This is a genomic window from Citrobacter sp. Cpo032 (genome assembly GCF_030332975.1).
Classification (GTDB): Bacteria; Pseudomonadota; Gammaproteobacteria; order Enterobacterales; family Enterobacteriaceae; genus Citrobacter; species Citrobacter portucalensis.
In genome coordinates, this window is the sequence record NZ_JAOWGU010000045.1 from 310296 (window position 1) to 334347 (window position 24052).

18 protein-coding genes are annotated in these 24052 nt (G+C 53.7%); 6 read left to right on the plus strand and 12 right to left on the minus strand.

Features of this window, described 5'->3' with window-relative positions:
• Positions 1–66: 66 nt before the first annotated feature.
• Both arcB and mnmL read right to left on the minus strand, forming a co-directional pair.
• Complete coding sequence (gene arcB / locus OGY33_RS15055) at positions 67–2403, minus strand: aerobic respiration two-component sensor histidine kinase ArcB (RefSeq protein WP_020996355.1); 2337 nt, start codon at positions 2401–2403, stop codon at positions 67–69.
• A gap of 195 nt (positions 2404–2598) precedes the next feature.
• Positions 2599–3528 carry a tRNA modification radical SAM protein MnmL/YtqA gene (mnmL, locus tag OGY33_RS15060; protein ID WP_156174804.1) on the minus strand — a complete coding sequence of 310 codons (930 nt, stop codon included), beginning with the start codon at positions 3526–3528 and terminating at the stop codon, positions 2599–2601.
• Positions 3529–4212: 684 nt separating this feature from the next.
• Here mnmL and gltB point away from each other — a divergent pair.
• From gltB to OGY33_RS15080, 4 genes are all read left to right on the plus strand, one after another.
• Positions 4213–8673, plus strand: a complete 4461-nt coding sequence (gltB, locus tag OGY33_RS15065) for a glutamate synthase large subunit (protein ID WP_123969743.1) — start codon at positions 4213–4215, stop codon at positions 8671–8673.
• 12 nt (positions 8674–8685) lie between these two features.
• A complete protein-coding gene (locus OGY33_RS15070; RefSeq protein ID WP_008785940.1) occupies positions 8686–10104 on the plus strand; it encodes a glutamate synthase small subunit in 1419 nt (472 codons plus the stop codon).
• A gap of 247 nt (positions 10105–10351) precedes the next feature.
• On the plus strand, positions 10352–11602 hold the full coding sequence (gene codB, locus OGY33_RS15075) for a cytosine permease (RefSeq protein ID WP_048225726.1): 1251 nt from the start codon (positions 10352–10354) through the stop codon (positions 11600–11602).
• A complete protein-coding gene (locus tag OGY33_RS15080) occupies positions 11592–12872 on the plus strand; it encodes a cytosine deaminase (RefSeq protein ID WP_008785942.1) in 1281 nt (426 codons plus the stop codon). Before codB ends, OGY33_RS15080 begins: the two co-directional genes overlap by 11 nt.
• A gap of 58 nt (positions 12873–12930) precedes the next feature.
• On the opposite strand, the gene nanQ is transcribed toward OGY33_RS15080, so the two are convergent.
• The 5 genes from nanQ to nanR form a co-directional block, all read right to left on the minus strand.
• Positions 12931–13398 carry an N-acetylneuraminate anomerase gene (gene nanQ, locus OGY33_RS15085; RefSeq protein ID WP_048216381.1) on the minus strand — a complete coding sequence of 156 codons (468 nt, stop codon included), beginning with the start codon at positions 13396–13398 and terminating at the stop codon, positions 12931–12933.
• A gap of 2 nt (positions 13399–13400) precedes the next feature.
• The gene (gene nanK, locus OGY33_RS15090; RefSeq protein WP_149607301.1) at positions 13401–14270 is read right to left on the minus strand and encodes an N-acetylmannosamine kinase; all 870 of its coding nucleotides are present in this window, start codon (positions 14268–14270) and stop codon (positions 13401–13403) included.
• Positions 14271–14366: 96 nt separating this feature from the next.
• On the minus strand, positions 14367–15857 hold the full coding sequence (gene nanT, locus OGY33_RS15095) for a sialic acid transporter NanT (RefSeq protein ID WP_003828791.1): 1491 nt from the start codon (positions 15855–15857) through the stop codon (positions 14367–14369).
• A 109-nt stretch (positions 15858–15966) separates the two neighbouring features.
• The gene (nanA, locus tag OGY33_RS15100) at positions 15967–16860 is read right to left on the minus strand and encodes an N-acetylneuraminate lyase (RefSeq protein WP_048215450.1); all 894 of its coding nucleotides are present in this window, start codon (positions 16858–16860) and stop codon (positions 15967–15969) included.
• 259 nt (positions 16861–17119) lie between these two features.
• Complete coding sequence (gene nanR, locus OGY33_RS15105) at positions 17120–17911, minus strand: transcriptional regulator NanR (RefSeq protein WP_103014941.1); 792 nt, start codon at positions 17909–17911, stop codon at positions 17120–17122.
• Between the two features lie 359 nt (positions 17912–18270).
• Here nanR and dcuC point away from each other — a divergent pair, with 359 nt between their 5' ends.
• Positions 18271–19638, plus strand: coding sequence for an anaerobic C4-dicarboxylate transporter DcuC (gene dcuC / locus OGY33_RS15110; protein ID WP_167820734.1), 1368 nt, complete (start codon positions 18271–18273; stop codon positions 19636–19638).
• A gap of 56 nt (positions 19639–19694) precedes the next feature.
• Here dcuC and sspB read toward each other — a convergent pair whose 3' ends face one another.
• The 5 genes from sspB to zapE form a co-directional block, all read right to left on the minus strand.
• Positions 19695–20198 (minus strand): ClpXP protease specificity-enhancing factor, encoded by a 504-nt coding sequence (sspB, locus tag OGY33_RS15115; RefSeq protein ID WP_003025130.1) that lies wholly within the window; start codon positions 20196–20198, stop codon positions 19695–19697.
• 5 nt (positions 20199–20203) lie between these two features.
• Positions 20204–20842, minus strand: coding sequence for a stringent starvation protein SspA (gene sspA, locus OGY33_RS15120; RefSeq protein ID WP_003025132.1), 639 nt, complete (start codon positions 20840–20842; stop codon positions 20204–20206).
• 316 nt (positions 20843–21158) lie between these two features.
• On the minus strand, positions 21159–21551 hold the full coding sequence (gene rpsI / locus OGY33_RS15125; protein ID WP_003025138.1) for a 30S ribosomal protein S9: 393 nt from the start codon (positions 21549–21551) through the stop codon (positions 21159–21161).
• Positions 21552–21566: 15 nt separating this feature from the next.
• A complete protein-coding gene (gene rplM / locus OGY33_RS15130; RefSeq protein WP_003025141.1) occupies positions 21567–21995 on the minus strand; it encodes a 50S ribosomal protein L13 in 429 nt (142 codons plus the stop codon).
• Positions 21996–22213: 218 nt separating this feature from the next.
• Positions 22214–23341, minus strand: a complete 1128-nt coding sequence (zapE, locus tag OGY33_RS15135; RefSeq protein WP_149607298.1) for a cell division protein ZapE — start codon at positions 23339–23341, stop codon at positions 22214–22216.
• Between the two features lie 192 nt (positions 23342–23533).
• On the opposite strand from zapE, the gene zapG reads away from it, so the two are divergent.
• Entirely contained in the window at positions 23534–23932 is a 399-nt protein-coding gene (gene zapG, locus OGY33_RS15140) for a Z-ring associated protein ZapG (RefSeq protein ID WP_003025147.1), read from the plus strand.
• Positions 23933–24052: the final 120 nt, after the last annotated feature.

Genomic DNA, 24052 nt, shown 5'->3' on the forward strand with positions numbered 1-24052 from the left:
ATTTACGGCGCAGCCACGATTTCCCTGGTGTTGGCGCAGTATTCGCGCACCCCGGTCAAGCCGGGGTCATTTTTTTTCCACGCTCGCCACCCAGGCTTTTAATACTGCCACGTCGTGCTGCCACTCCTGCTTCATCTCTTCAATCCATTCAGCAACGTTATCTTCCCAAGCAGGAAGATCCGGCGACTGGATTTGCTGACCTAGCTGTTGCAGGTGACGCAGCCCCACTGAACCTGCTGCGCCTTTAATTTTATGGCCTTCCTCAACAACACCTTTTTTATCCCGTGCCGTCAGGTTGGACTCCAGCACGCTCAAATATCCCGGCATCATCTTCTCAAACACCGCCAGCCCGTCGGTAATTAACTTCGGTCCCACCAGCTCGAGGTATTGTTCCAACATAGGAATATCTAACAGCGCTTGCGATTTACTGCTTTCTTCAGATGTCACAGTGCTCTCCTCTTCGTTTCGGGTATCCCAGTATTTTTTGATCATGGCGGTTAGCGCCGGAACCGACAGCGGCTTACTCAGCACGTCGTCCATGCCTGCGTCCAGATACTCTTTTTTATCTTTCAGTACGTTGGCGGTGAGTGCAACCAGCGGTGGCAGATCTTCACGGGCGTATTTTTGCGTGAGCTCCCGCGAGATATCCAGACCGGTCATATCCGGTAGCTGAATATCCAACAGCACCAGGTCATATTCACCCGGCGTAAACATTTCCAGCGCGGCTTTCCCGGTCATCGCGACATCCACGCTGTTGCCTAATTTTTCCAGCACGGAGCGCGCAACAATAACGTTCAGCTCAATGTCTTCTACCAGCAGCACATTCAGGGCTGGCAGCGGCATTTCATCGTCTTCAAAAGCATCTTCAATCTCTTCCGCTACCGCAGGGGCATGCACGGTTAGCGTAAAGATGGACCCTTTTCCTGCCTGGCTGGAAACCGTAATATCACCGCCCATGTTTTTCGCCAGACGCTTCGACACGGCCAAACCAATCCCTGTCCCCGTTGCCGGTTTACCGCCGTTACTGTCCTTCACCTGATAATACATAGCGAAGATTTTATCCTGCTCATCCTGCGGAATGCCGATGCCAGAATCTTCAACTTCGAAATGCAGCATATTCCCCTGGTCATAGCGCGCCCGCACGGTCACCTGCCCCTGCTGGGTAAACTTCACGGCGTTGCTGATCAGATTCCACAGGATCTGACGCAGACGCGTTCCGTCGGTAATGACCTTATGCGGCAGCGGTAACGTCGGCTCAAGCACAAAGCGCAGCCCTTTTTGCTGCGCCTGTAGGCCGGAGAGGTTTTCCAGATCCGCCATAAAGCTGGTGAAATCGATTGGCTGGTTATCGAGCTGGACTTTACGTCGCTCCATCTTATCCATGTCGATAATATCGTTGAAAATATTCCCCAGCGTCACAGCAGAGACGTGGATTGTTTTAAGGTATTTTTCCTGCTCCGCGGTCAGATCCGTATCCAGCAGGATCCGGCTTAAGCCGACAATGCCGTTAAGCGGGGTGCGCAACTCGTGGCTGATGGTAGAAATAAAGGTGGTCTTATCGCGGCTGGCGCGCTCAAGCGCATCCTGATAACGCTTACGCTCGGTAATATCGCGCCCAAAGCCCATCAGACCATGTCGCTTACCTACGCGGTCATAGTAAGGCACTTTGCGAATTTCAAAGCAGGCTTTGCGCCCGTCCGGGTAGTCCAGCCACTGTTCGTAGGTGAGCGAAACATTATGGCGGAACACCTTCTCGTCGGTCTCAATCACCTTTTCAGCCGCTTCAGGAGAGTAAACGTCAGCCGGTTTTAAGTTCACCAGCTGCTTTTCGCTTTTGCCGGTCAGCAGCTCCATGGCACGGTTACAGCCGGAAAACTCCTTATCTTCATTGCGATAAAAAACCAGATCCGGCGAGGCATCAAGGAAAGAGCGTAAAAAGGAAGACTGTTGCTCAAGCTGGATCTGCGCCTCTTCGCGCTCTTTGATTTCAACCTTCAGTTGCTCGAATGTTTCCTGGCGCTCTGCTTCGGCTTTTTCACGCTCAACAATTTCCTGATTGAGCTGGGCAATATTATCTTTCAACTGCACATTGAGCTTGAGATCTCGCTCGCGCATCTCTTCCAGCTTTTGTACCAGTCGTGACAGGCGTTGCCGGGACTCCTCAAGTTGCTCCACCACCACAGACAAGAAATAGACGGCCCAGGGGGTAATTAACAGACCAAAAAAGATAGAACGGATGACATCAATGCTTTCTACCTGGCCATGCAGCACCATGGTGACAGCCATCTGCACCACAATTGCCAACACGACCAGAGCCAGCGCCAACAGCAGCGAAAAGCGCACCAGACCTAACTTCATCATCAGGTCGACGTAATATTGCGCCAGCATACGGATTTGCTTCATAGAGGGTTCCTTCACGACAACTTGGCACAATAATACTCAATTCTCAGCGTGACGTTGAAGATTGTGCAAGAAATGCGGAGGTTATCGGTGAAATGACCGCGGAGAGGCCATCGTAGGCCTGATAAGCAAAGCGCCATCAGGCAAGCAGGCGCAGATTGCCGGATGTCGGCTTTGCTTTATCCGGCCTACGGAGAGTTAGTTCTCAGGCTGCGCCCATGGCGTACCGAGCGCCGAGCCTTGCACACCGTACTTGTTAAGGTACTTATCCAGTTCGACCATGCCGGTCCAGCGGTTTTCACACCATAGCGGTGCCAACAGCGTTGGGCGGCGCGCGCTGGCGGAAATTCGATGATAAATCACCTCTGGCGGCGTATGACGGATCATCTCCCCGGCGGTAACCGTATAGTCGTCCAGTTCAATTCCGTTCAGCCGCCCGGCTTCCCAGGCTTTCGCCATCGTACTGCCTTTCACAATATGCAGCGGGTGCAGCTTAATACCGTCAACACCCGTCTCCACTACACGTTCCATGGTTTGCAGGCATTCTGCATGCCCTTCTCCCGGCAGACCGACAATCAGGTGCGAGCACACTTTCAGCCCACGCTCGCGTGCCAGTCGCGTAGTGCGTTGGTAGCAGGCAAAATCATGGCCGCGGTTAATACGATGCAGGGTTTTGTCATGCGCGGTTTGCAAACCGAGTTCCAGCCATACCTCATAGCCGAGGTCTTTATACTCGCAAAGCAGATCGAGTACCGCATCCGGCACGCAGTCGGGGCGCGTCCCAACGCATAACCCGACGATACTGGCCTGGCTAACCGCCTGCTGATACATCGAACGCAGCACCTGCACTTCAGCAAAGGTGCTGGTATAGGCCTGGAAATAGGCCAGATAGCGTTTCGCGCGATTGACCAGATGCGCCTGATGCTCAAGCTGCTCGGCAATAGAATGGTGCTGCTGTGCTTCATCGGCAAACGAGGCAACATTGCAGAAAGTACACCCGCCACGTCCGATGGTGCCATCACGATTTGGACAGCTAAAGCCGCCGTGAAGCGTGAGTTTATGAACCTTTTGCCCGTAACGGCGAGAAAGATCCCCACCAAACATATTGACTAATTTCTGTAACTGCATAATCTGGTAGACCGCGCCTTGAAAAGAGGCCAAAGCCTGCCATTTTTTGCCCCAGTCGGCGATGACCTGGATCAATCGCCCTGGCGTGCTTTTATTCATTGCATAACAAATCAAAATAATCGAAATTTCATTCATTCAAAATGAAATTACTTTTCCTTATATCCGACTGTTTTTTTTATCTTCTTATACTCTCAGCATAAAAACAGTATCTTTAAGACGCCAAAACTCCAAAAACCAGCATAAAATGCCAAGCATAGCGATAAACAAAGGGAGGACGGGGGATATACAGCCTTTCTGACAGTGAGACAGATCACACTTCGCTCCCCATCCCCCTTGCGTTAAATCAATGTAAAAAAGCCTTAAATTTCAACATATTCATAAAGTTAATCGCCCTATAGCACATTTTTGCATAAATAAGATTGCCATTTGACCTGTGTGTGGATTCCCGATAACGTGGAAATCCGCTGGAAGCTTTCTGGATGAGCAGCCTGCTCATCATATTTATGCAGTAATTGAGATTCCCTCTGAAGCAAGTCCTCAAACTTGTTTGACCTATGCGAAAAGGATAAAGAGGGCGAATGCGAGGTAAGCGTATGACACGCAAACCCCGTCGCCATGCTCTTGGTGTGCCCGTGCGCAACGGTCCAGATGGGAATCCCGCAGAGCCTGGGGAGGTTCACTGATATGTTGTACGATAAATCCCTTGAGAGGGATAACTGTGGTTTCGGCCTGATCGCCCACATAGAAGGCGAACCTAGCCACAAGGTAGTGCGTACCGCCATACACGCACTGGCCCGCATGCAGCACCGTGGCGCAATTCTAGCCGATGGTAAAACCGGCGATGGTTGCGGTTTGCTGTTACAAAAACCTGACCGCTTTTTCCGCATCGTGGCGCAAGAGCGCGGCTGGCGTTTAGCTAAAAACTATGCCGTCGGCATGATCTTTTTAAATAAAGACGCTGAACTGGCTGCGGCTTCTCGTCGCATTGTCGAAGAAGAATTACAGCAGGAGACCCTGTCGATTGTCGGCTGGCGCGACGTGCCGACCAACGAAGGTGTTCTCGGTGAAATCGCCCTCTCCTCCCTGCCTCGTATCGAGCAAATTTTTGTCAACGCCCCTGCGGGCTGGCGTCCGCGTGATATGGAGCGCCGCCTGTTCATCGCGCGCCGTCGCATCGAAAAACGCCTCCAGGACGATAAAGACTTCTACGTGTGTAGCTTGTCGAACCTGGTCAATATCTATAAAGGTCTGTGTATGCCGGCGGATCTGCCGCGCTTTTACCTGGACCTGGCGGACCTGCGTCTGGAATCGGCCATCTGCCTGTTCCACCAGCGCTTCTCCACCAATACCGTACCGCGCTGGCCGCTGGCGCAACCGTTCCGCTACCTAGCGCATAACGGTGAAATCAACACCATCACCGGCAACCGCCAGTGGGCACGCGCACGTACCTATAAATTCCAGACACCGCTGATCCCTGACCTGCACGACGCCGCACCGTTCGTTAACGAAACCGGCTCCGACTCCAGCTCAATGGATAACATGCTGGAACTGCTGCTGGCTGGCGGGATGGACATTATTCGCGCCATGCGTTTACTGGTGCCGCCGGCCTGGCAGAACAACCCGGATATGGACCCGGAGCTGCGCGCGTTCTTTGACTTTAACTCCATGCACATGGAGCCGTGGGATGGCCCGGCGGGCATTGTTATGTCCGACGGCCGCTTTGCCGCCTGTAACCTTGACCGTAACGGCCTGCGTCCGGCGCGCTACGTCATCACCAAAGACAAGCTGATTACCTGCGCTTCTGAAGTCGGGATCTGGGATTATCAGCCGGATGAAGTGGTTGAGAAAGGTCGCGTCGGCCCTGGCGAGCTGATGGTTATCGATACCCGCAGCGGGCGCATTCTGCACTCCGCCGAAACCGATGACGATCTGAAAAGCCGCCATCCGTACAAAGAGTGGATGGAGAAGAACGTCCGCCGTCTGGTGCCGTTCGAAGACCTCGCAGACGATCAGGTCGGCAGCCGCGAACTGGACGATGACACGCTCGCCAGCTATCAGAAACAGTTTAACTACAGCGCCGAAGAGCTGGATTCCGTGATCCGCGTGCTAGGTGAAAACGGTCAGGAAGCGGTCGGCTCAATGGGTGATGATACCCCGTTTGCCGTGCTGTCCAGCCAGCCGCGCATCATTTATGACTACTTCCGCCAGCAGTTCGCGCAGGTGACTAACCCGCCGATCGACCCGCTGCGTGAAGCGCACGTTATGTCGCTGGCCACCAGCATCGGTCGTGAGATGAACGTCTTCTGCGAAGCCGAAGGTCAGGCACACCGCCTGAGCTTTAAATCGCCGATCCTGCTGTACTCCGATTTTACCCAGCTCACCACCATGAAAGAGGAGCATTACCGCGCCGACCGCCTGGATATCACCTTCGACGTGACCGAAACCACGCTCGAAGAGACCGTCAAAGCATTGTGCGATAAGGCGGAACAGATGGTGCGTAACGGTACGGTGCTGCTGGTGCTCTCTGACCGTAACATCGCGAAAAACCGCCTGCCGGTTCCGGCACCGATGGCCGTGGGCGCAGTGCAAACGCGCCTTGTAGAACAAAGCCTGCGTTGCGACGCCAACATCATCGTTGAAACCGCCAGCGCCCGCGACCCGCACCATTTTGCTGTCCTGCTCGGCTTTGGCGCGACGGCCATTTACCCGTATCTCGCGTATGAAACGCTGGGACGGCTGATCGACACTCAGGCGATTGCCAAAGATTACCGGACCGTGATGCTGAACTACCGTAACGGCATCAACAAAGGTCTGTACAAAATCATGTCCAAAATGGGCATTTCGACCATCGCCTCTTACCGCTGCTCGAAGCTGTTTGAAGCCGTTGGTCTGCACGATGATGTCGTGGCGCTGTGCTTCCAGGGCGTGGTCAGCCGTATTAGCGGCGCAGGGTTTAGCGACTTCCAGCAGGATCTGCTGAACCTCTCCAAACATGCATGGCTGGCACGTAAACCTATCAGCCAGGGCGGTTTGCTCAAATACGTCCACGGCGGCGAATACCATGCCTACAACCCGGACGTGGTGCGCACGCTGCAACAGGCGGTACAAAGCGGCGAGTACAGCGACTATCAGGAATATGCCAAGCTGGTCAATGAGCGTCCGGCGGCCACGCTGCGCGATCTGCTGGCGATTACGCCTGGCGATGAAGCCGTAAGCATTAGCGAAGTAGAACCCGCAACCGAACTGTTTAAACGCTTCGATACCGCAGCTATGTCCATCGGCGCATTAAGCCCCGAAGCACACGAAGCGCTGGCCGAAGCCATGAACAGCATCGGCGGCAACTCGAACTCCGGTGAAGGCGGTGAAGACCCGGCGCGCTATGGCACCAATAAAGTGTCGCGCATTAAGCAGGTTGCTTCCGGTCGCTTTGGCGTAACTCCGGCGTATCTGGTCAACGCCGATGTCATCCAGATTAAAGTCGCTCAGGGCGCGAAACCTGGCGAAGGCGGTCAGTTACCGGGTGATAAAGTCACCCCGTACATCGCCAAACTGCGCTATTCGGTGCCGGGCGTGACGCTGATCTCCCCGCCGCCGCACCACGATATTTACTCTATCGAAGACTTAGCGCAGCTGATTTTCGACCTCAAACAGGTCAACCCGAAAGCGATGATCTCCGTGAAGCTGGTTTCCGAACCAGGCGTTGGCACCATCGCCACAGGCGTGGCGAAAGCCTATGCGGATCTGATCACCATTGCTGGCTACGATGGCGGTACCGGCGCAAGCCCGCTCTCCTCGGTGAAATATGCGGGCTGCCCGTGGGAACTCGGTCTGGTGGAAACCCAGCAGGCGCTGGTCGCTAACGGTCTGCGTCACAAGATTCGTCTGCAGGTTGATGGCGGTCTGAAAACCGGTGTCGATATCATTAAAGCGGCGATTCTGGGTGCGGAAAGCTTCGGCTTCGGTACCGGTCCAATGGTGGCGCTGGGCTGTAAATACCTGCGTATTTGCCACCTGAACAACTGCGCAACCGGCGTGGCGACTCAGGATGACAAACTGCGTAAGAACCACTATCACGGCCTGCCGTTCAAAGTGACTAACTACTTTGAATTTATCGCCCGCGAAGTCCGTGAGCTGATGGCGCAACTGGGAGTGAAGCGTCTGGTGGATCTGATTGGTCGTACCGACCTGCTCAAAGAGCTGGAAGGGTTTACCGCTAAGCAACAGAAACTGGAGCTGTCTCGTCTGCTGGAAACCGCCGAACCGCATCCGGGTAAAGCGCTGCATTGCACCGAGAACAACCCGCCGTTTGATAACGGCGTGCTGAACGCTCAGTTGTTACAGCAAGCGAAACCGTTTGTCGACGAGCGCCAGAGCAAAACCTTCTGGTTCGATATCCGCAACACCGACCGTTCTGTTGGCGCGTCGCTGTCGGGCTATATCGCGCAAACGCATGGCGATCAGGGGCTGGCGTCTGACCCAATCAAAGCGCACTTCAGCGGTACCGCAGGCCAGAGCTTCGGCGTGTGGAACGCGGGCGGCGTGGAGTTGTATCTGACCGGTGATGCCAACGACTATGTCGGTAAAGGTATGGCGGGCGGTCTGCTTGCAGTGCGTCCTCCGGTTGGCTCTGCTTTCCGTAGCCATGAGGCGAGCATCATTGGTAACACCTGTCTGTATGGTGCCACCGGTGGCCGCCTGTTTGCCGCGGGTCGTGCGGGTGAGCGCTTTGCAGTACGTAACTCCGGCGCAATCACCGTGGTTGAAGGTATTGGCGACAACGGCTGCGAATATATGACCGGCGGCATCGTCTGTATTCTCGGAAAAACGGGCGTCAACTTCGGAGCGGGTATGACGGGCGGATTCGCCTACGTGCTCGATGAAGACGGTGAGTTCCGCAAACGCGTGAACCCGGAACTGGTAGAAGTGCTGAGCGTGGACTCGCTGGCTATCCACGAGGAACACCTACGCGGTTTGATTACCGAGCACGTACAGCATACCGGCTCTTCACACGGCGAAGAGATCCTGGCTAACTGGCCAGCATTCTCGGCGAAATTCGCGCTGGTAAAACCAAAATCCAGTGATGTGAAAGCACTGTTGGGTCACCGTAGTCGTAGCGCAGCAGAGCTGCGTGTGCAGGCGCAGTAAGGGGTAGCAGCAATGAGTCAGAACGTATACCAATTTATCGACCTGCAGCGCGTTGATCCACCTAAGAAGCCGCTGAAGATCCGTAAGATCGAGTTTATCGAGATCTACGAGCCGTTTTCCGAAGGTCAGGCCAAAGCACAGGCAGACCGCTGCCTGTCCTGCGGTAACCCGTACTGCGAGTGGAAGTGCCCGGTGCATAACTACATCCCGAACTGGCTGAAACTGGCGAACGAGGGGCGTATTTTTGAAGCAGCAGAACTGTCGCACCAGACCAACACTCTGCCGGAAGTCTGTGGCCGCGTGTGCCCGCAGGATCGTCTGTGTGAAGGATCCTGTACGCTGAACGATGAGTTCGGCGCAGTGACTATCGGTAACATCGAGCGCTATATCAACGATAAAGCATTCGAAATGGGCTGGCGCCCGGATATGACCGGCGTGCGTCAAACCGACAAGCGCGTGGCGATCATCGGTGCCGGTCCGGCAGGCCTGGCCTGTGCTGATGTGCTGACCCGTAACGGCGTGAAGGCGGTGGTATTTGACCGCCACCCGGAAATCGGCGGTCTGCTGACCTTCGGTATCCCGGCCTTCAAACTGGAGAAAGAGGTCATGACCCGCCGTCGTGAAATCTTCACCGGTATGGGCATTGAGTTCAAATTGAACGTGGAAGTGGGCCGCGATGTACAGCTTGACGATCTGCTGAAAGATTATGACGCCGTGTTCCTTGGCGTAGGTACCTATCAGTCGATGCGCGGTGGGCTGGAAAACGAAGACGCTTCCGGTGTGTTTGATGCCCTGCCGTTCCTGATCGCCAATACCAAACAGTTGATGGGCTTTGGCGAAAGCAGCGACGAGCCGTACATCAGCATGGAAGGCAAACGCGTCGTCGTTCTCGGCGGCGGCGATACCGCGATGGACTGCGTGCGGACCTCGGTTCGCCAGAACGCAGCACATGTCATCTGCGCTTATCGTCGTGACGAAGAGAACATGCCGGGTTCCAAACGCGAAGTGAAAAATGCGCGTGAAGAAGGCGTCGAATTCCAGTTCAACGTCCAGCCTTTAGGCGTGGAAGTGAATGCCAACGGTAAGGTATGCGGTGTGAAAATGGCGCGTACCGAAATGGGTGAACCGGATGCGAAGGGCCGTCGCCGTGCGGAGATCGTCGCCGGTTCCGAACACGTTGTTCCGGCAGATGCGGTGGTACTGGCATTTGGCTTCCGTCCGCACAGTATGGAGTGGCTGGCAAAACACAGCGTCGAACTGGATTCTCAGGGCCGCATTATTGCTCCAGAGCGCAGCGACAACGCCTTCCAGACCAGCAACCCGAAAATCTTCGCCGGTGGCGACATCGTGCGCGGTTCGGATCTGGTGGTCACCGCGATTGCCGAAGGTCGTAAAGCGGCAGACGGTATCCTGAACTACCTGGAAGTGTAATACAGCCTCTTAAGGCATCTCATCTGCCCTGGTGGGTGAGATGCCAAATTCCTGCCGCAATACCGCCAAACCTGCCGATTAAGCCAGTCTGACAACACGTTTAGTAAACAGGGCAATTAACCTTAACACCCCAAACAGATCGACATCATGAATAATAACCATGTAAAAATCAGACGAAAACGTTTGCTTTACGTTGAGAACTGTATATTATGCGGCGGATTTTTTGGGCAAAATTCATGGAGGCGTTGTGTCGCAAGACAACAATTATAGCCAGGGCCCCGTCCCTCTGGCGGCGCGAAAAGGCGTAGTTCCACTAACATTTGTCATGTTGGGACTCACATTCTTTTCCGCCAGTATGTGGACCGGTGGCACACTCGGTACCGGTCTTTCTTATAATGATTTCTTCCTGGCAGTTCTCTTCGGTAATCTTCTCCTCGGTATTTACACTGCATTTCTCGGTTTTATCGGCGCAAAAACAGGGCTCTCAACCCACCTTCTGGCACGTTACTCATTTGGTGTGAAAGGTTCATGGCTTCCCTCTCTGCTGTTAGGCGGCACACAGGTAGGCTGGTTTGGCGTTGGTGTGGCCATGTTTGCTATCCCGGTTGGCAAAGCGACGGGAATTGACGTCAATATCCTGATTGCGATTTCCGGTCTGTTGATGACCCTGACCATCTTTTTTGGCATCTCAGCGCTGACCGTTTTATCTATCATCGCCGTGCCTGCCATCGTCGTACTTGGCAGCTACTCCGTCTGGCTGGCAGTGAGCGATGTCGGCGGTTTGGAGCATTTAAAAGCGATAGTGCCGCAAACGCCGCTGGATTTCTCCACCGCACTGGCGCTGGTAGTCGGCTCGTTTGTCAGCGCAGGGACGTTAACCGCTGACTTCGTCCGTTTTGGCCGCAACGCCAAAGGCGCGGTGCTAATCGCCATGGTGGCGTTTTTCCTTGGCAATTCGCTTATGTTCATCTTCGGCGCTGCGGGCGCGGCTGCGGTTGGACAGGCGGATATCTCTGACGTGATGATTGCCCAGGGACTGCTGCTGCCCGCGATCATCGTTCTCGGCCTGAATATCTGGACCACCAACGATAATGCGCTGTACGCATCGGGCCTGGGATTTGCCAATATTACCGGCCTTTCCAGCCGTACGCTGTCAGTGGCTAACGGTATTATTGGCACACTGTGCGCACTGTGGCTTTACAATAACTTTGTCGGCTGGCTGACATTTCTGTCGGCAGCGATTCCCCCGATTGGCGGGGTGATCATCGCCGACTATCTGCTGAACCATCGCCGCTATGCCGACTTCAGCAAAGCGCAATTTATTTCCGTAAACTGGATAGCGATCCTGTCCGTTGCACTGGGCATTGCCGCAGGTCACTATATTCCCGGCATCGTGCCCGTCAATGCCGTACTTGGCGGCGTATTCAGCTATATCCTGCTGAATCCACTTTTCAATCGCAGCCTTGCTAAATCCCCGGAGGTCAGCCATGCAGAATAATAACATCACCATTCATCAGGCACGTTTACAGGGACGTGAAGGATTATGGCAAATCACGATTGAAAACGGACGCTTTAGCCGTATTGAGCCTCAAGACGCAGCGACGTTACCACAGGGTGAAGTGCTTGATGCTGAAGGCGGTCTGGCTATCCCACCGTTCGTTGAGCCACATATCCATCTGGACACTACACAAACCGCGGGCGAGCCGAGCTGGAATCAGTCTGGTACGTTGTTTGAGGGCATTGAACGCTGGGCTGAACGTAAGGCAATGCTCACTCACGAAGACGTCAAAGCGCGCGCCATGCAGACCCTGAAGTGGCAGATGGCCAACGGCATCCAGTATGTCCGTACTCACGTTGACGTTTCCGACCCTACGTTGACGGCGCTAAAAGCCATGCTGGAGGTGAAGCAAGAAGTCGCTCCGTGGGTAGAGCTACAGATTGTCGCGTTCCCGCAAGAAGGCATTCTTTCTTATCCCAATGGTGAAGCGCTCCTGGAGGAAGCCGTGCGTCTGGGCGCCGACGTCATTGGCGCGATCCCGCACTTTGAATTCACGCGTGAATATGGCGTAGAGTCGCTGCATAAGATTTTCGCTCTGGCGCAAAAATACGACAAACTTATCGACGTGCACTGTGACGAAATCGATGATGAGCAATCCCGCTTTGTTGAAACCGTTGCGGCACTGGCACATCGCTACAATATGGGCGAGCGCGTGACCGCCAGCCATACCACGGCGATGCATTCCTACAACGGCGCGTATGCTTCCCGTCTTTTCCGTCTGTTGAAAATGTCCGGCATTAACTTTGTCGCAAATCCACTGGTGAATATTCACCTGCAAGGACGCTTTGACACTTATCCTAAGCGTCGTGGTGTTACGCGCGTCAAAGAGATGCTGGAAGCGGAGATCAACGTCTGCTTCGGTCATGATGACGTCTTCGATCCGTGGTACCCGCTGGGCACTGCGAATATGCTGCAGGTGCTGCATATGGGATTACACGTGTGCCAACTGATGGGATACGGACAAATTAACGATGGGTTGAACCTGGTCACCAGCCACAGCGCGAAAACCCTGCACCTGCAGGACTACGGTCTGAACGTGGGGAATTCTGCGAATCTGGTGATTTTGCCTGCAGAAAATGGGTTTGACGCGGTTCGTCGCCAGACGCCTGCCCGTTATTCCATTCGTCATGGTCGAGTCATTGCCGAGACGGTCCCAAGCCAAACCACACTGCATCTGACGCAGCCAGAAACGGTGACGTTTAAGCGCTAGGTCGTTACATTCCATGTCGGATGGCGTAAGCCTTGCCATCCGACACAGTCTCTCATTCTCAAGCTTGTAATAAGCTGGCGCGGACTTTGATCACCACTTTTTTGATGTCCATCGGGGCCTGCACCACACAACCCGGTTTATGCGGCTCGCCCGGCATAAAAATCACAAATTTTCCCGGCTTCAGTACCATAGCCTGTTCATCGGCAATCTGGCTGCACAGCTGATAATCATCCTCGATGTGCATCTCTTCACAGTGACGAGCAGAATCGGTCATCCCGAACAGAATCCGTTCTTCGCCGGACAACAGCATCTGAATATCAATGTACTGCTGATGCAGCTCCGCTTTCTTATGCTCTGGGCTCTGCGTTGTAAATTGCATGACATTCATAAAAATATTCTCGCCCTGCAACGTGTAGCGCCCAGGCGTCTTCTCCTGCGGATTCGCCGCAATGGCAAGCGTTAACGCCTGCTGCAAGACCGGATGTAATCCGGCAGAAGGCAGTGAATTCAACGCATCTGATATCATCATCATTCTCCCTGGGCCAACAGCGCGGCCCCCAGTAATCCAGCGTCATGACGGTAATGCGCCGCCAGCAATTCCACGTGATAGGCCAAAGGCTCTTGTGCCAGATAATGTTCCACCAGCGCCAGATACCCTTCAGCCAGCCCAACGCTGCCGCCAATGACCACGCACTGGCAATCGGTCGTGGCCTTCACATCGGCAACAAGCCTTGCCAAAGTACGCGCCGAGCGATGGATCAACCGGCTTGCCTGCTCATCCCCCTGCCCGGCACGGCTAAAAATAGTTTTGGCGTCGCATCCGGCAAGCGCGCCTTCGGCAGCCGCCGCTATTCCACGACCGGATGCGATCGCCTCAACGCAGCCCACACGCCCGCAGCCGCACATGGGTCCATGAGGATCGGCCAGCGTATGTCCCAGATGCCCAGCCAGACCGCCGACTCCGGTCAGCAGTTTCCCACCGCTGACGATTCCCCCGCCCACGCCTGTGGAGACGGTAATAAACACCAGATCGCGGTACTCACCACCAAGCGCATGGTACTCAGCCCACGCCGCTGCCTGTGCGTCATTGACGGCCAGCGTCGGCAGGTCGGTGATTTGCTCCAGCGTTTGTGTCAGCGGAAAATGCATCAACCCGCCGAGGTTATGCGGATTCAGCGCCAGTAAAGCCCCCTCACGGATAATCCCCGTCGAGGCGATCGCCACCCGATTAGCACGCCCCTGTAGCGGTGCAACCAGTGTTTGTAACGCGGCGCGCAGCGCTTGCGGCGTTTTACTGGCAGGCGTCGGCAGTTCACGCCGCTCGCGGACTTGCTGATTGTTCGCTACCAGCGCGGCAGCCAATTTGGTGCCGCCAATATCAATCGCCAGTGTGGTCATGACGCCGCCTCATGCATCGTAGTGGCGCTCTGTAGCTCAAAGAACGACATATTCTTCCCTTACGGCTATTGCCCGGTTCAGCACCGGGCAATTGGATTAACTTTTGGATTTCACCATGGTGCTTTTGTCACCGCCGAACGGCACGGCCCCGCTAAACGGTCGACCATCGATGGCGTCATGCGTACGTAACGCTTCAGGACGCAGCCAGCGCTGTACGCGGGACGGCATATCGAGACCAATCAGCAGGATCACCACAAATGTCAGGCCGAAGGAGAGCGATCCCAGCGCGGTGCCCAGATCCAGACGTTGGGCAATCAGCGCGCCGATGATCGGTGCCAAAGCCCCGCCCAGTGCGCCCACGTTATAGGTGAAGCCCAATCCCGCCGCACGCTGATCGGTATCGAAATAGCCGCCAATCAGTTTTGGTAAGATCCCGGAGATCCCCTGGCCGAGCATTTGTTGGAAAAACAGCAGCAAACCCAGTACCCAGACGTTTGAACCGCCTATTGCAAACACCGGAATAATCAGCAACTGCGAGGCCAGCAGACTGCAGACATAGGCTTTACGCGTGCCCAGCCAGTCACCAAGAAAACCGCCGACGCAACAACCGACCGCCGCACCAAAGCCACTAAAGAAGAGCACTCTGGCCACCGTGGAAGGATCGTACAGCAGTTCCGTTTTCAGATAGGTTGGCAACAGCGCCTGAATCGGCCACGAGTACAGGAAGGCAAATAGCACGACCACCATCAGCATCACGCCCGTCGGCCAGCGTTTCCCGCTGCTTTGCACCATAAAGCTAATGAAGATAAAGGCGCATATCAGTCCCAGGACCGCCACGATAGCCGCATTTTGCAGGTTGCCAGCAAAGCAGAACCACAGCGCAGTTGCAGCGGCGAGCGTCATCAGAATATTAATTACCCGATGCTCGCCCCGGTAGAGAATGTCCACCATCGTGCGCACTGGCGCTTTGCCTTCGTGTTTTTCTTTCCAGTCTTCCGCTTCCGGAATATTTTTACGCAGCCAGAGGGCGAAGATAATTGGCAGGATGCCGATGAAGAACAGCGCGCGCCATCCCCAGACCGGGACCACCAGACTGTAGACCTGGGCGGCGATCACGGCACCAACGGAAAAGCCGGAAATCAGGAAACCACTGGCTTTGTTTCGCAGATGTTTAGGCCAACTTTCAATAACATAGGTTGCGCTGGAACCATACTCACCGGCCATTCCCATACCGATAACCAGTCGGGCGATAAACATGGTGGTGTAGCCCGGCGCAAAGCCGCAGGCCAGCGTCCCCACGGAGAACAGAATGATGCTGGTGACCATCGCCAGGCGGCGTCCGTAACGATCGCCCATGGCCCCCAACATTAATCCGCCAAACCAACGGGAGATAAAGGCGGCCGAGATCAGACTGGCAGCCTGCACCGTCGTCAGTCCGAATTCGCCCTGCACTTCTGTCAGCACCAGGGCGATTAACACAAAATCGAAACCATCAAGCAAATATCCCAGCCAGGCGGCGGAAAATGCCCGCCATTGTGCCCGATTGAGATGGCGATACCACGGGATGTTCTGGGTAGAAGTACTCATTTTACTCTCCCGACGATTTTTGTTGTTGTGCCGGGTACTGGCTTTGCCCTACCCGGCCTACGGTCGAAAATCCAGGCCGGGCAAGCGAAGCGCCCCCGGCGACCCGTGATTACGCCTTTTCCGCCAGCAGTTGGTTTGCCAGCGCTTTCAGTTCCGGCAGATATTGTTCATCTACCGGGGCAAAGGGTTTACGGCACAGTGGGACAGAAACCACATCCATATAGTGCAGTACCGTTTTCAGGCCGCGGAACACGCCAACCTTAATGAGCAGATCGATAACCTTATTGCACTCAGTTTGCAGCTTTTGCGCCGTGCGGATGTCGCCTTCTTTGAGCGCTTTCACAATTCCCTGATAGCGCCACCCCATGATGTTGTAAGTGCTACCGATACCGCCATCTGCACCCGCCAGCAAACCAGAAGCAAAGATCTCGTCATAACCGTTATAAAGCACCAGATCGGGATGAGCGCGGCGGATCTGTTCCATCTGATAGAGATCGCCGGAAGTTTGTTTCAGCGCGCCAACGCCAGGTAGCGTCACCAGCGTGTTGATCTGATCCAGAGTCAGTTTTACGCCGCTCAGCGCCGGGATGTTATAGACCACCATCGGCAATCCATTAGCTGAATCAATAATTGCGCGGTAGTGGTCGCAATGCTCTTCAAAGCTGAACGGATAGTAAAACGGCGTGACGGCCGAAACTGCATCAAAGCCGTAACGATGCGCGGCGCTCGCCAGCTGTTGGCTTTCTTCGGTGCTCACCGTGCCAACATGAGCGATCAGCGTCACCTTGCCTTTCGCTTCTTCGGCCACAATTTCCAGCACCTGCTCTCTTTCAACGCGGTTTTGGACAAAGGCCTCACCCGTTGAGCCACCGACATAGAGCCCATCGACACCCTGACCAATGTTGAAACGCACCAGGCGGCGCAGACTCTCGATGTCCAGTCTCTGTTGGTTATCGAATGGGGTTAACAACGCTGGCATTACGCCTTTTAAATCTCTTGCCATAACGACCTCTGACGATGATTAGTGTTATCTGACTACATACCTTTATACCTGTTATACCAGATCAAATAAGCAGCAATACAATACAGAACGCTTATAGTGCGATCTACTTCACTAAACACTTCATCCTTCGAGCCGCCTCTGCGTTAGCTGCGTTCGCTCACCCCTGTCACATAGTTATCTATGCTCCAGGGAACTCGCTCTCTTGCCGCCTTGATGCAACTTGAATGATTTTGTGTTTAAACGATCGTCGGGATCGCGATCACTTACGCAACTTTTTACTTTTGCTGAAGGCATGCCAGGTCGCGGAAACGCTATTGAGGTGTTCTTGCAGTGCGCGGTCAGCTTCTTCAGGATCGCGCTGGCGAATTGCGTCGACAATCGCGATATGCTGCTGATAACTCACGTTGTTGTGCTCATACAACTCTTGATCGGCGACGGTCGGACGGGCGGCAATCAGCCAGTCTAACAGCGCAACATGGATAGCCATAAAGATAGGATTGCCCGGGATCTCAGCCAGTACACGGTGAAAATCAACGTCCGAGCGGATGAACAACGTATTGTCATCGAGCGACTGGCTGTTGATCTCCAGTGCTTTAGCCAGTCTGTCGATTTGCTCATCTGTCGCATGTTCGGCGGCGTATCGTACCAGGCTGGATTCAAAGAACAGTCGCAACTGCTCGAAGTGGGCAATGCCGCCGGGATGTGCGAGGAAATCTTTCGCCATACCAGACAGCTCGCTGATGATGGTATCAGCTGAAGGACGCGAAACGCGGGCGCGCTCGCCGTTGTTGATTTGTACCAGACCTTTGCGTTTTAACGCGGCCAGCGCTTCTCGTACAGAAGGACGGCCCACGTTAAAGAAGGCCATCAGCTCCCGCTCAGACGGCAACTGTTCGCCCTCGCCAAACTCCCGACGACGAATCATCTGCTCCAGTTCTTCTTCAACCATTTCAGACAGTTTTTTACGCGCCAGCGGGCGGCTGCGTAAGCTGCGGCCAATGGTGGATGGAGAGTCTTCAGCTTGCGAATCAAATGCGTTCATAGGGTCCATTCAGCTAAGTCGTGGTGACAAACAACAGCGGGTTTATCCTAACACAGGATCGAAAGCAGGGTGAAATGATGGACGATCTGATCCGGCTGGCCTATTGATAATATACGTAACAGCAATATTATTTTAAGCGAGTATCTTCTGCCTCATTTTAATTGAATCGAGTTAAACACCTTCATGAAAATTATGAATATGAACGTGATAATTTATCATAACCATCTATTTTATAACGATAAATAATCACACCATCGAATTAAAAATAAGATATTCACTCCATAAAAAATGCCCAGAAAAATATAACATCCGTTTTGACAGCAGCGTTATTACCGGATTTATCTTCTTCTCTGACATGGAGTGAAACAATGTTCGGCATCATTATCTCTGTCATCGTTTTATTAACGATGGGTTACCTGATCCTCAAAAACTACAAACCGCAGGTCGTGTTGGCCGCCGCCGGGATCTTCCTGATGATCTGCGGCGTCTGGCTGGGCTACGGCGCATTGGTCACTAACGACAAAAGCAGTGGCTATCTACTGGTCGATATTTACAATGAAATTTTGCGTATGCTCTCCAACCGCGCGGCCGGACTGGGGTTATCAATCATGGCGGTGGGCGGTTATGCCCGTTATATGGACAGGATGGGGGCCAGCAGAGCGATGGTTAGCCTGTTAAGTCGCCCGCTCAAGCTAATCCGTTCCCCCTATGTAGTTCTTGCCGCCACCTATGTGATTGGTCAGATCATGGCGCAGTTCATTACCAGCGCATCCGGGTTAGGTATGTTGCTGATGGTGACGCTGTTCCCAACGCTGGTTAGTCTTGGCGTGAGCCGTTTATCCGCTGTTGCGGTCATTGCCACTTCGATGTCGATTGAATGGGGCATTCTGGAAACCAACTCTATTTTTGCCGCGCAGGTCGCGGGCATGAAAATCGCCACCTATTTCTTTCAATACCAGTTGCCCGTCGCGTCGTGTGTCATTGTCGCCGTCGCCATTGCGCATTTTTTCGTTCAGCGTCAATTTGATAAAAAAGCCGCACCGGAAAGTAACGGATTTGCGGAACAAAAGACGCTGGAAAACGTACCCCCGCTCTATTACGCCATTTTGCCGGTGATGCCGCTGATCCTGATGCTGGGCTCGCTTGCTCTTGCACAAATGGGGCTAATGAAAGCTGAGTTGAATCTGGTGGTGGTGATGTTAATGAGCATGACGCTGACTATGTTTGTTGAATTCCTGCATAAACATAATCTGCGCGAAACGATGGATGATGTGCAGGCTTTTTTTGACGGCATGGGGACGCAGTTTGCCAACGTTGTCACCCTGGTGGTCGCCGGTGAAATCTTTGCGAAAGGGTTGACGACTATCGGGACTGTCGACGCCGTAATAAAAGGCGCAGAGCATTCCGGTCTTGGCGGTATCGGCGTGATGATCATCATGGCGGTGGTCATCGCCGCCTGCGCGATCGTCATGGGGTCAGGCAACGCGCCGTTTATGTCTTTTGCCAGCCTCATTCCGGATATTGCCGCCGGGCTGCATATTCCTGCCGTAGTAATGATTATGCCGATGCATTTTGCCACTACGCTTGCCCGCGCAGTGTCACCCATAACCGCTGTAATTGTCGTGACATCGGGTATTGCCGGCGTATCGCCCTTTGAAGTGGTAAAACGTACAGCAATCCCGATGGCAGTAGGATTTGTGGTGAATATGGTAGCCACCATCGCGCTGTTTTATTGATACCAAAGCCAGAAAACAGAACAGGCCCGAAAGGGCCTGTTTTCTTATTTCACTATTTATTTCACTACGCGCAGCGCTGGACGCCCACCGCGAGGCGGTGGCGGAGTATCATCCGGATCGTTGTCGTCGCCATTATCAGGTTTATCGCCATCAATGACCGACATGACCGTTTCACTCTCAAAACCAGACGCGTCGTTGTCGTCATCATTTAAGCTGGCAACATCTTCGTCGTAGGCGGCTTCCGGTTCGAACATCGTACCGGCGCCATTTTCACGTGCATAAATTGCCAGAACGGCAGCCAACGGCACAGACACCTGACGCGGCACACCACCGAAGCGCGCGTTAAAGCGCACTTCATCGTTAGCCAGTTCCAGGTTGCCCACCGCACGCGGTGCAATATTCAGAACAATTTGCCCGTCACGCGCATATTCCATTGGAACCTGCACGTCCTGGAGCGTCACATCCACCACCAGATGCGGCGTGAGCTGGTTGTCCAGCAACCACTCATAGAACGCGCGCAGCAGATACGGACGGCGTGGTGTTAGCTGTGGCAAATCCATACAGGTTAACCCCGGCCCAGACGCATTTCACGTTCAGGCTCAGTCAGAGAAGCCAGGAAAGAGTCTCGTTCGAAGACGCGAGTCATGTACCCTTTCAGTTCTTTCGAACCTGCACCGTTGAATTCAATACCCAGCTGCGGTAAACGCCACAGCAGCGGCGCCAGATAGCAGTCTACCAGGCTGAACTCATCGCTCAGGAAGTAAGGTTTCTGGCCAAATACTGGCGCGATCGCCAGCAGTTCTTCGCGCAGACGCTTACGCGCGACTTCGGCTTCAGATGCAGAACCGTTCACGATGACGTTCATCAGCGTGTACCAGTCTTTTTCAATACGCTGCATGTACAGGCGGCTTTCACCACGCGCAACCGGGTAAACCGGCATCAGCGGCGGATGCGGGAAGCGCTCATCCAGGTATTCCATAATGATGCGAGATTCCCACAGGGTCAGCTCACGATCCACCAGTGTCGGTACGCTCTGATTCGGGTTGAGGTCGATCAGATCCTGAGGTGGATTGTCCTTCTCCACATGCTCAATCTCGAAACTAACACCTTTCTCAGCCAGCACAATGCGGACCTGATGGCTATAGATGTCAGTAGGACCAGAAAACAGCGTCATTACCGAACGTTTGTTGGCAGCGACAGCCATGAAAACCTCCAGGTATATTCAGAATTTTTACTGCTACCAGCCACTCAGTGGCCAGCCAGAAGTGATGTCACCCAGACTCGGGAAAGTCATTACTGTTCAAAATACAAACAAAAAATGAACGATACCGGACATTTGGGCAGAAAATTGGATGATAGTTTACCAGATTTTGTGACCTTTGTGGTGAGTCGATTCTTGAAATGGGGAAAAAGAGGTGGCAATCAGCGGATTACCGTGGATCTGAGGCGAGAAATAACGATAAAAAAACCCGCCGAAGCGGGTTTTTTCGCAAATTGTCGTCTGCCGAAGCAGAGTACAATTAACGTTTGGAGAACTGAGGACGACGACGTGCTTTACGCAGACCGACTTTCTTACGTTCAACCTGACGAGCATCACGGGTAACGAAGCCAGCTTTACGCAGTTCGCCACGCAGGGATTCGTCGTACTCCATCAGAGCGCGGGTGATACCGTGACGGATCGCACCAGCCTGACCAGAGATACCACCACCTTTAACAGTGATGTACAGATCCAGTTTCTCAACCATGTCGACCAGTTCCAGCGGCTGACGAACTACCATGCGGGCAGTTTCACGACCGAAGTACTGTTCCAGAGAACGTTGGTTGATTACGATTTTACCACTGCCCGGTTTGATGAAAACGCGAGCTGCGGAACTTTTGCGGCGACCAGTGCCGTAGTATTGATTTTCAGCCATTGCCTATAATCCCGATTAGATGTCAAGAACTTGCGGTTGCTGTGCCGCGTGGTTGTGCTCGTTGCCAGCGTAAACTTTCAGTTTACGGAACATAGCACGACCCAGCGGGCCTTTTGGCAGCATGCCTTTAACCGCGATTTCAAGCACACGCTCAGGACGGCGAGCAATCATCTCTTCAAAGGTCGCTTGTTTGATACCACCGATGTGGCCGGTGTGGTGATAGTACACTTTGTCAGTACGCTTGTTGCCGGTTACAGCAACTTTGTCAGCGTTCAGAACGATGATGTAATCACCGGTATCTACGTGCGGAGTGTATTCCGCTTTGTGCTTACCGCGCAGGCGCAGAGCCAGTTCGGAAGCCAGACGGCCCAGAGTTTTACCGGTCGCGTCAACAACATACCAGTCGCGTTTTACGGTTTCTGGTTTAGCTGTAAAAGTTTTCATTAAAAGCTTACCCAAATAAATAAGTTACACGTTGGTGAACACCCAAACGTTTTGTCAGTTGAGGTTCACACGACATTGTCCAGCAAACCTACCCCTTCGAATAGCCTATGCCGGCGCATAGAAAGTTTTGGGAAAAAAACTCTCTCGTAACGTGGGGTCGCAAGATTATAGAGAAGTCAGGGTCAAAGATCGACCCCTTTATGTGATTTGCGGCAGGTTTAACCGGCTAAATGTTCCCGCTTCAGATACTCTTCGCTTTGCATCTCCTGCAAACGCGACAAACAACGCTGAAATTCAAACTTCAGACGCTCGCCCTGATAAATTTCATAGAGGGGTGATGCCGCACTGACCACCAACTTGACGTGGCGTTCGTAGAACTCATCCACCAATGCGATAAAGCGTCGCGCTTCACTCTCCATCAGCGGGGTCATGACCGGCACATCAGACAACAGCACCGTGTGAAACAGACGCGACAGCGCAATATAGTCATGCTGACTCCGGGCATCGACGCAGAGCGTGGTAAACGACACCGCCAGCGTTTGGTTTTCGACGGCCAGGGTTTGCATCGGACGATGATTGATCTCCAGCGTTGGCGCATGTTCACCTTTGGTTCCCGCTAATGCCAGCCAAAGCTTATCCATCTGCTGGCGGGTTTCCTCATTCAATGGCGACAACCACAAATGCGCCTGCGTTAAGGTACGCAGACGATAATCGACGCCGGCATCGACATTCATGATGTCACAATGCTGTTTGATGGCATCAATGGCAGGAAGAAAACGCGTGCGTTGCAAACCGTTGCGATACAGCTCATCTGGCGGAATATTGGAGGTCGCCACCAGCGTAATACCGCGGGCAAACAGCGCCTTCATCAGGCCGCCAAGCAGCATGGCATCGGTGATATCAGAAACAAAAAATTCGTCGAAGCACAGCACGTCCGTTTCGGCCTTAAAGCGGTCGGCGATGATTTCCAGCGGATCGCTCTGCCCCTGTAAGGCAGTAAGCTCTTCATGCACGCGCAGCATAAAACGGTGAAAGTGCAAACGCTGTTTACGTTCGCCCGGCAGGCTATGGTAGAACAGATCCATCAGCCAGGTTTTTCCGCGCCCAACTCCGCCCCACATATATAAACCACGCACCGGTGCGTTGATCGGTGACTCACGCTTGCCCAGCAATTTACCAAAACGCGCCATCAGTCCACTCTCCTGCGGCGCAGGACGTGCTAGCGTTGTAAGCGCCTGGAAAATTGTTTCCAGTCGATTCACGGCTTCGAGTTGTACGTTGTCGGGTTGATGACTGCCGTCGTTGAGGGCTTGCTGGTAACGCGATGTCGGGGAAAGGCTTTGCATGATGTTATTGTTATTCCTTGAGAATCGATGTGCCGTCGCTCACGGTTGACGAAAAAAAGGCCGTTCTACATTACGTGATATAAACACGGGATTCCACTTCTACGGGATTAGCGGTTATAGTGGCATAATCAGGCGCAGGCATGGAGCCTAAAGCCAACACCCTACGGAAACACAAGACAACGGGAGATGTTCATGACCTGGGAATATGCGCTAATTGGGTTAGTCGTCGGTATCATTATTGGTGCTGTAGCCATGCGTTTTGGTAATCGTAAATTACGCCAACAGCAGGCATTGCAGTACGAACTGGAAAAAAATAAAGCTGAGCTGGAAGAGTACCGCGAAGAGCTGGTGAGCCACTTTGCCCGCAGCGCTGAATTGCTGGATAACATGGCGGATGATTATCGTCAGATTTACCAGCACATGGCGAAAAGCTCCAGCAACCTGCTGCCGGGTATGTCGCCGGAAAACAACCCGTTCCGTAACCGTCTGGCAGAGTCTGAAGCAGGCAACGATCAGGCGCCGGTTCAGATGCCACGTGACTATTCTGAAGGGGCATCCGGCCTGCTGCGTAGCGGCGCAAAGCGCGACTAACCGCACATCGTTAAGAAATTTATTGGGCGCAGCAATTGCGCCCTCCGCTTCTCTTCCTGTCCCAGCTATTATTTAGTCGTTAGCCGCATTGTGACCTAACCGAAAATTCAATAACATCAA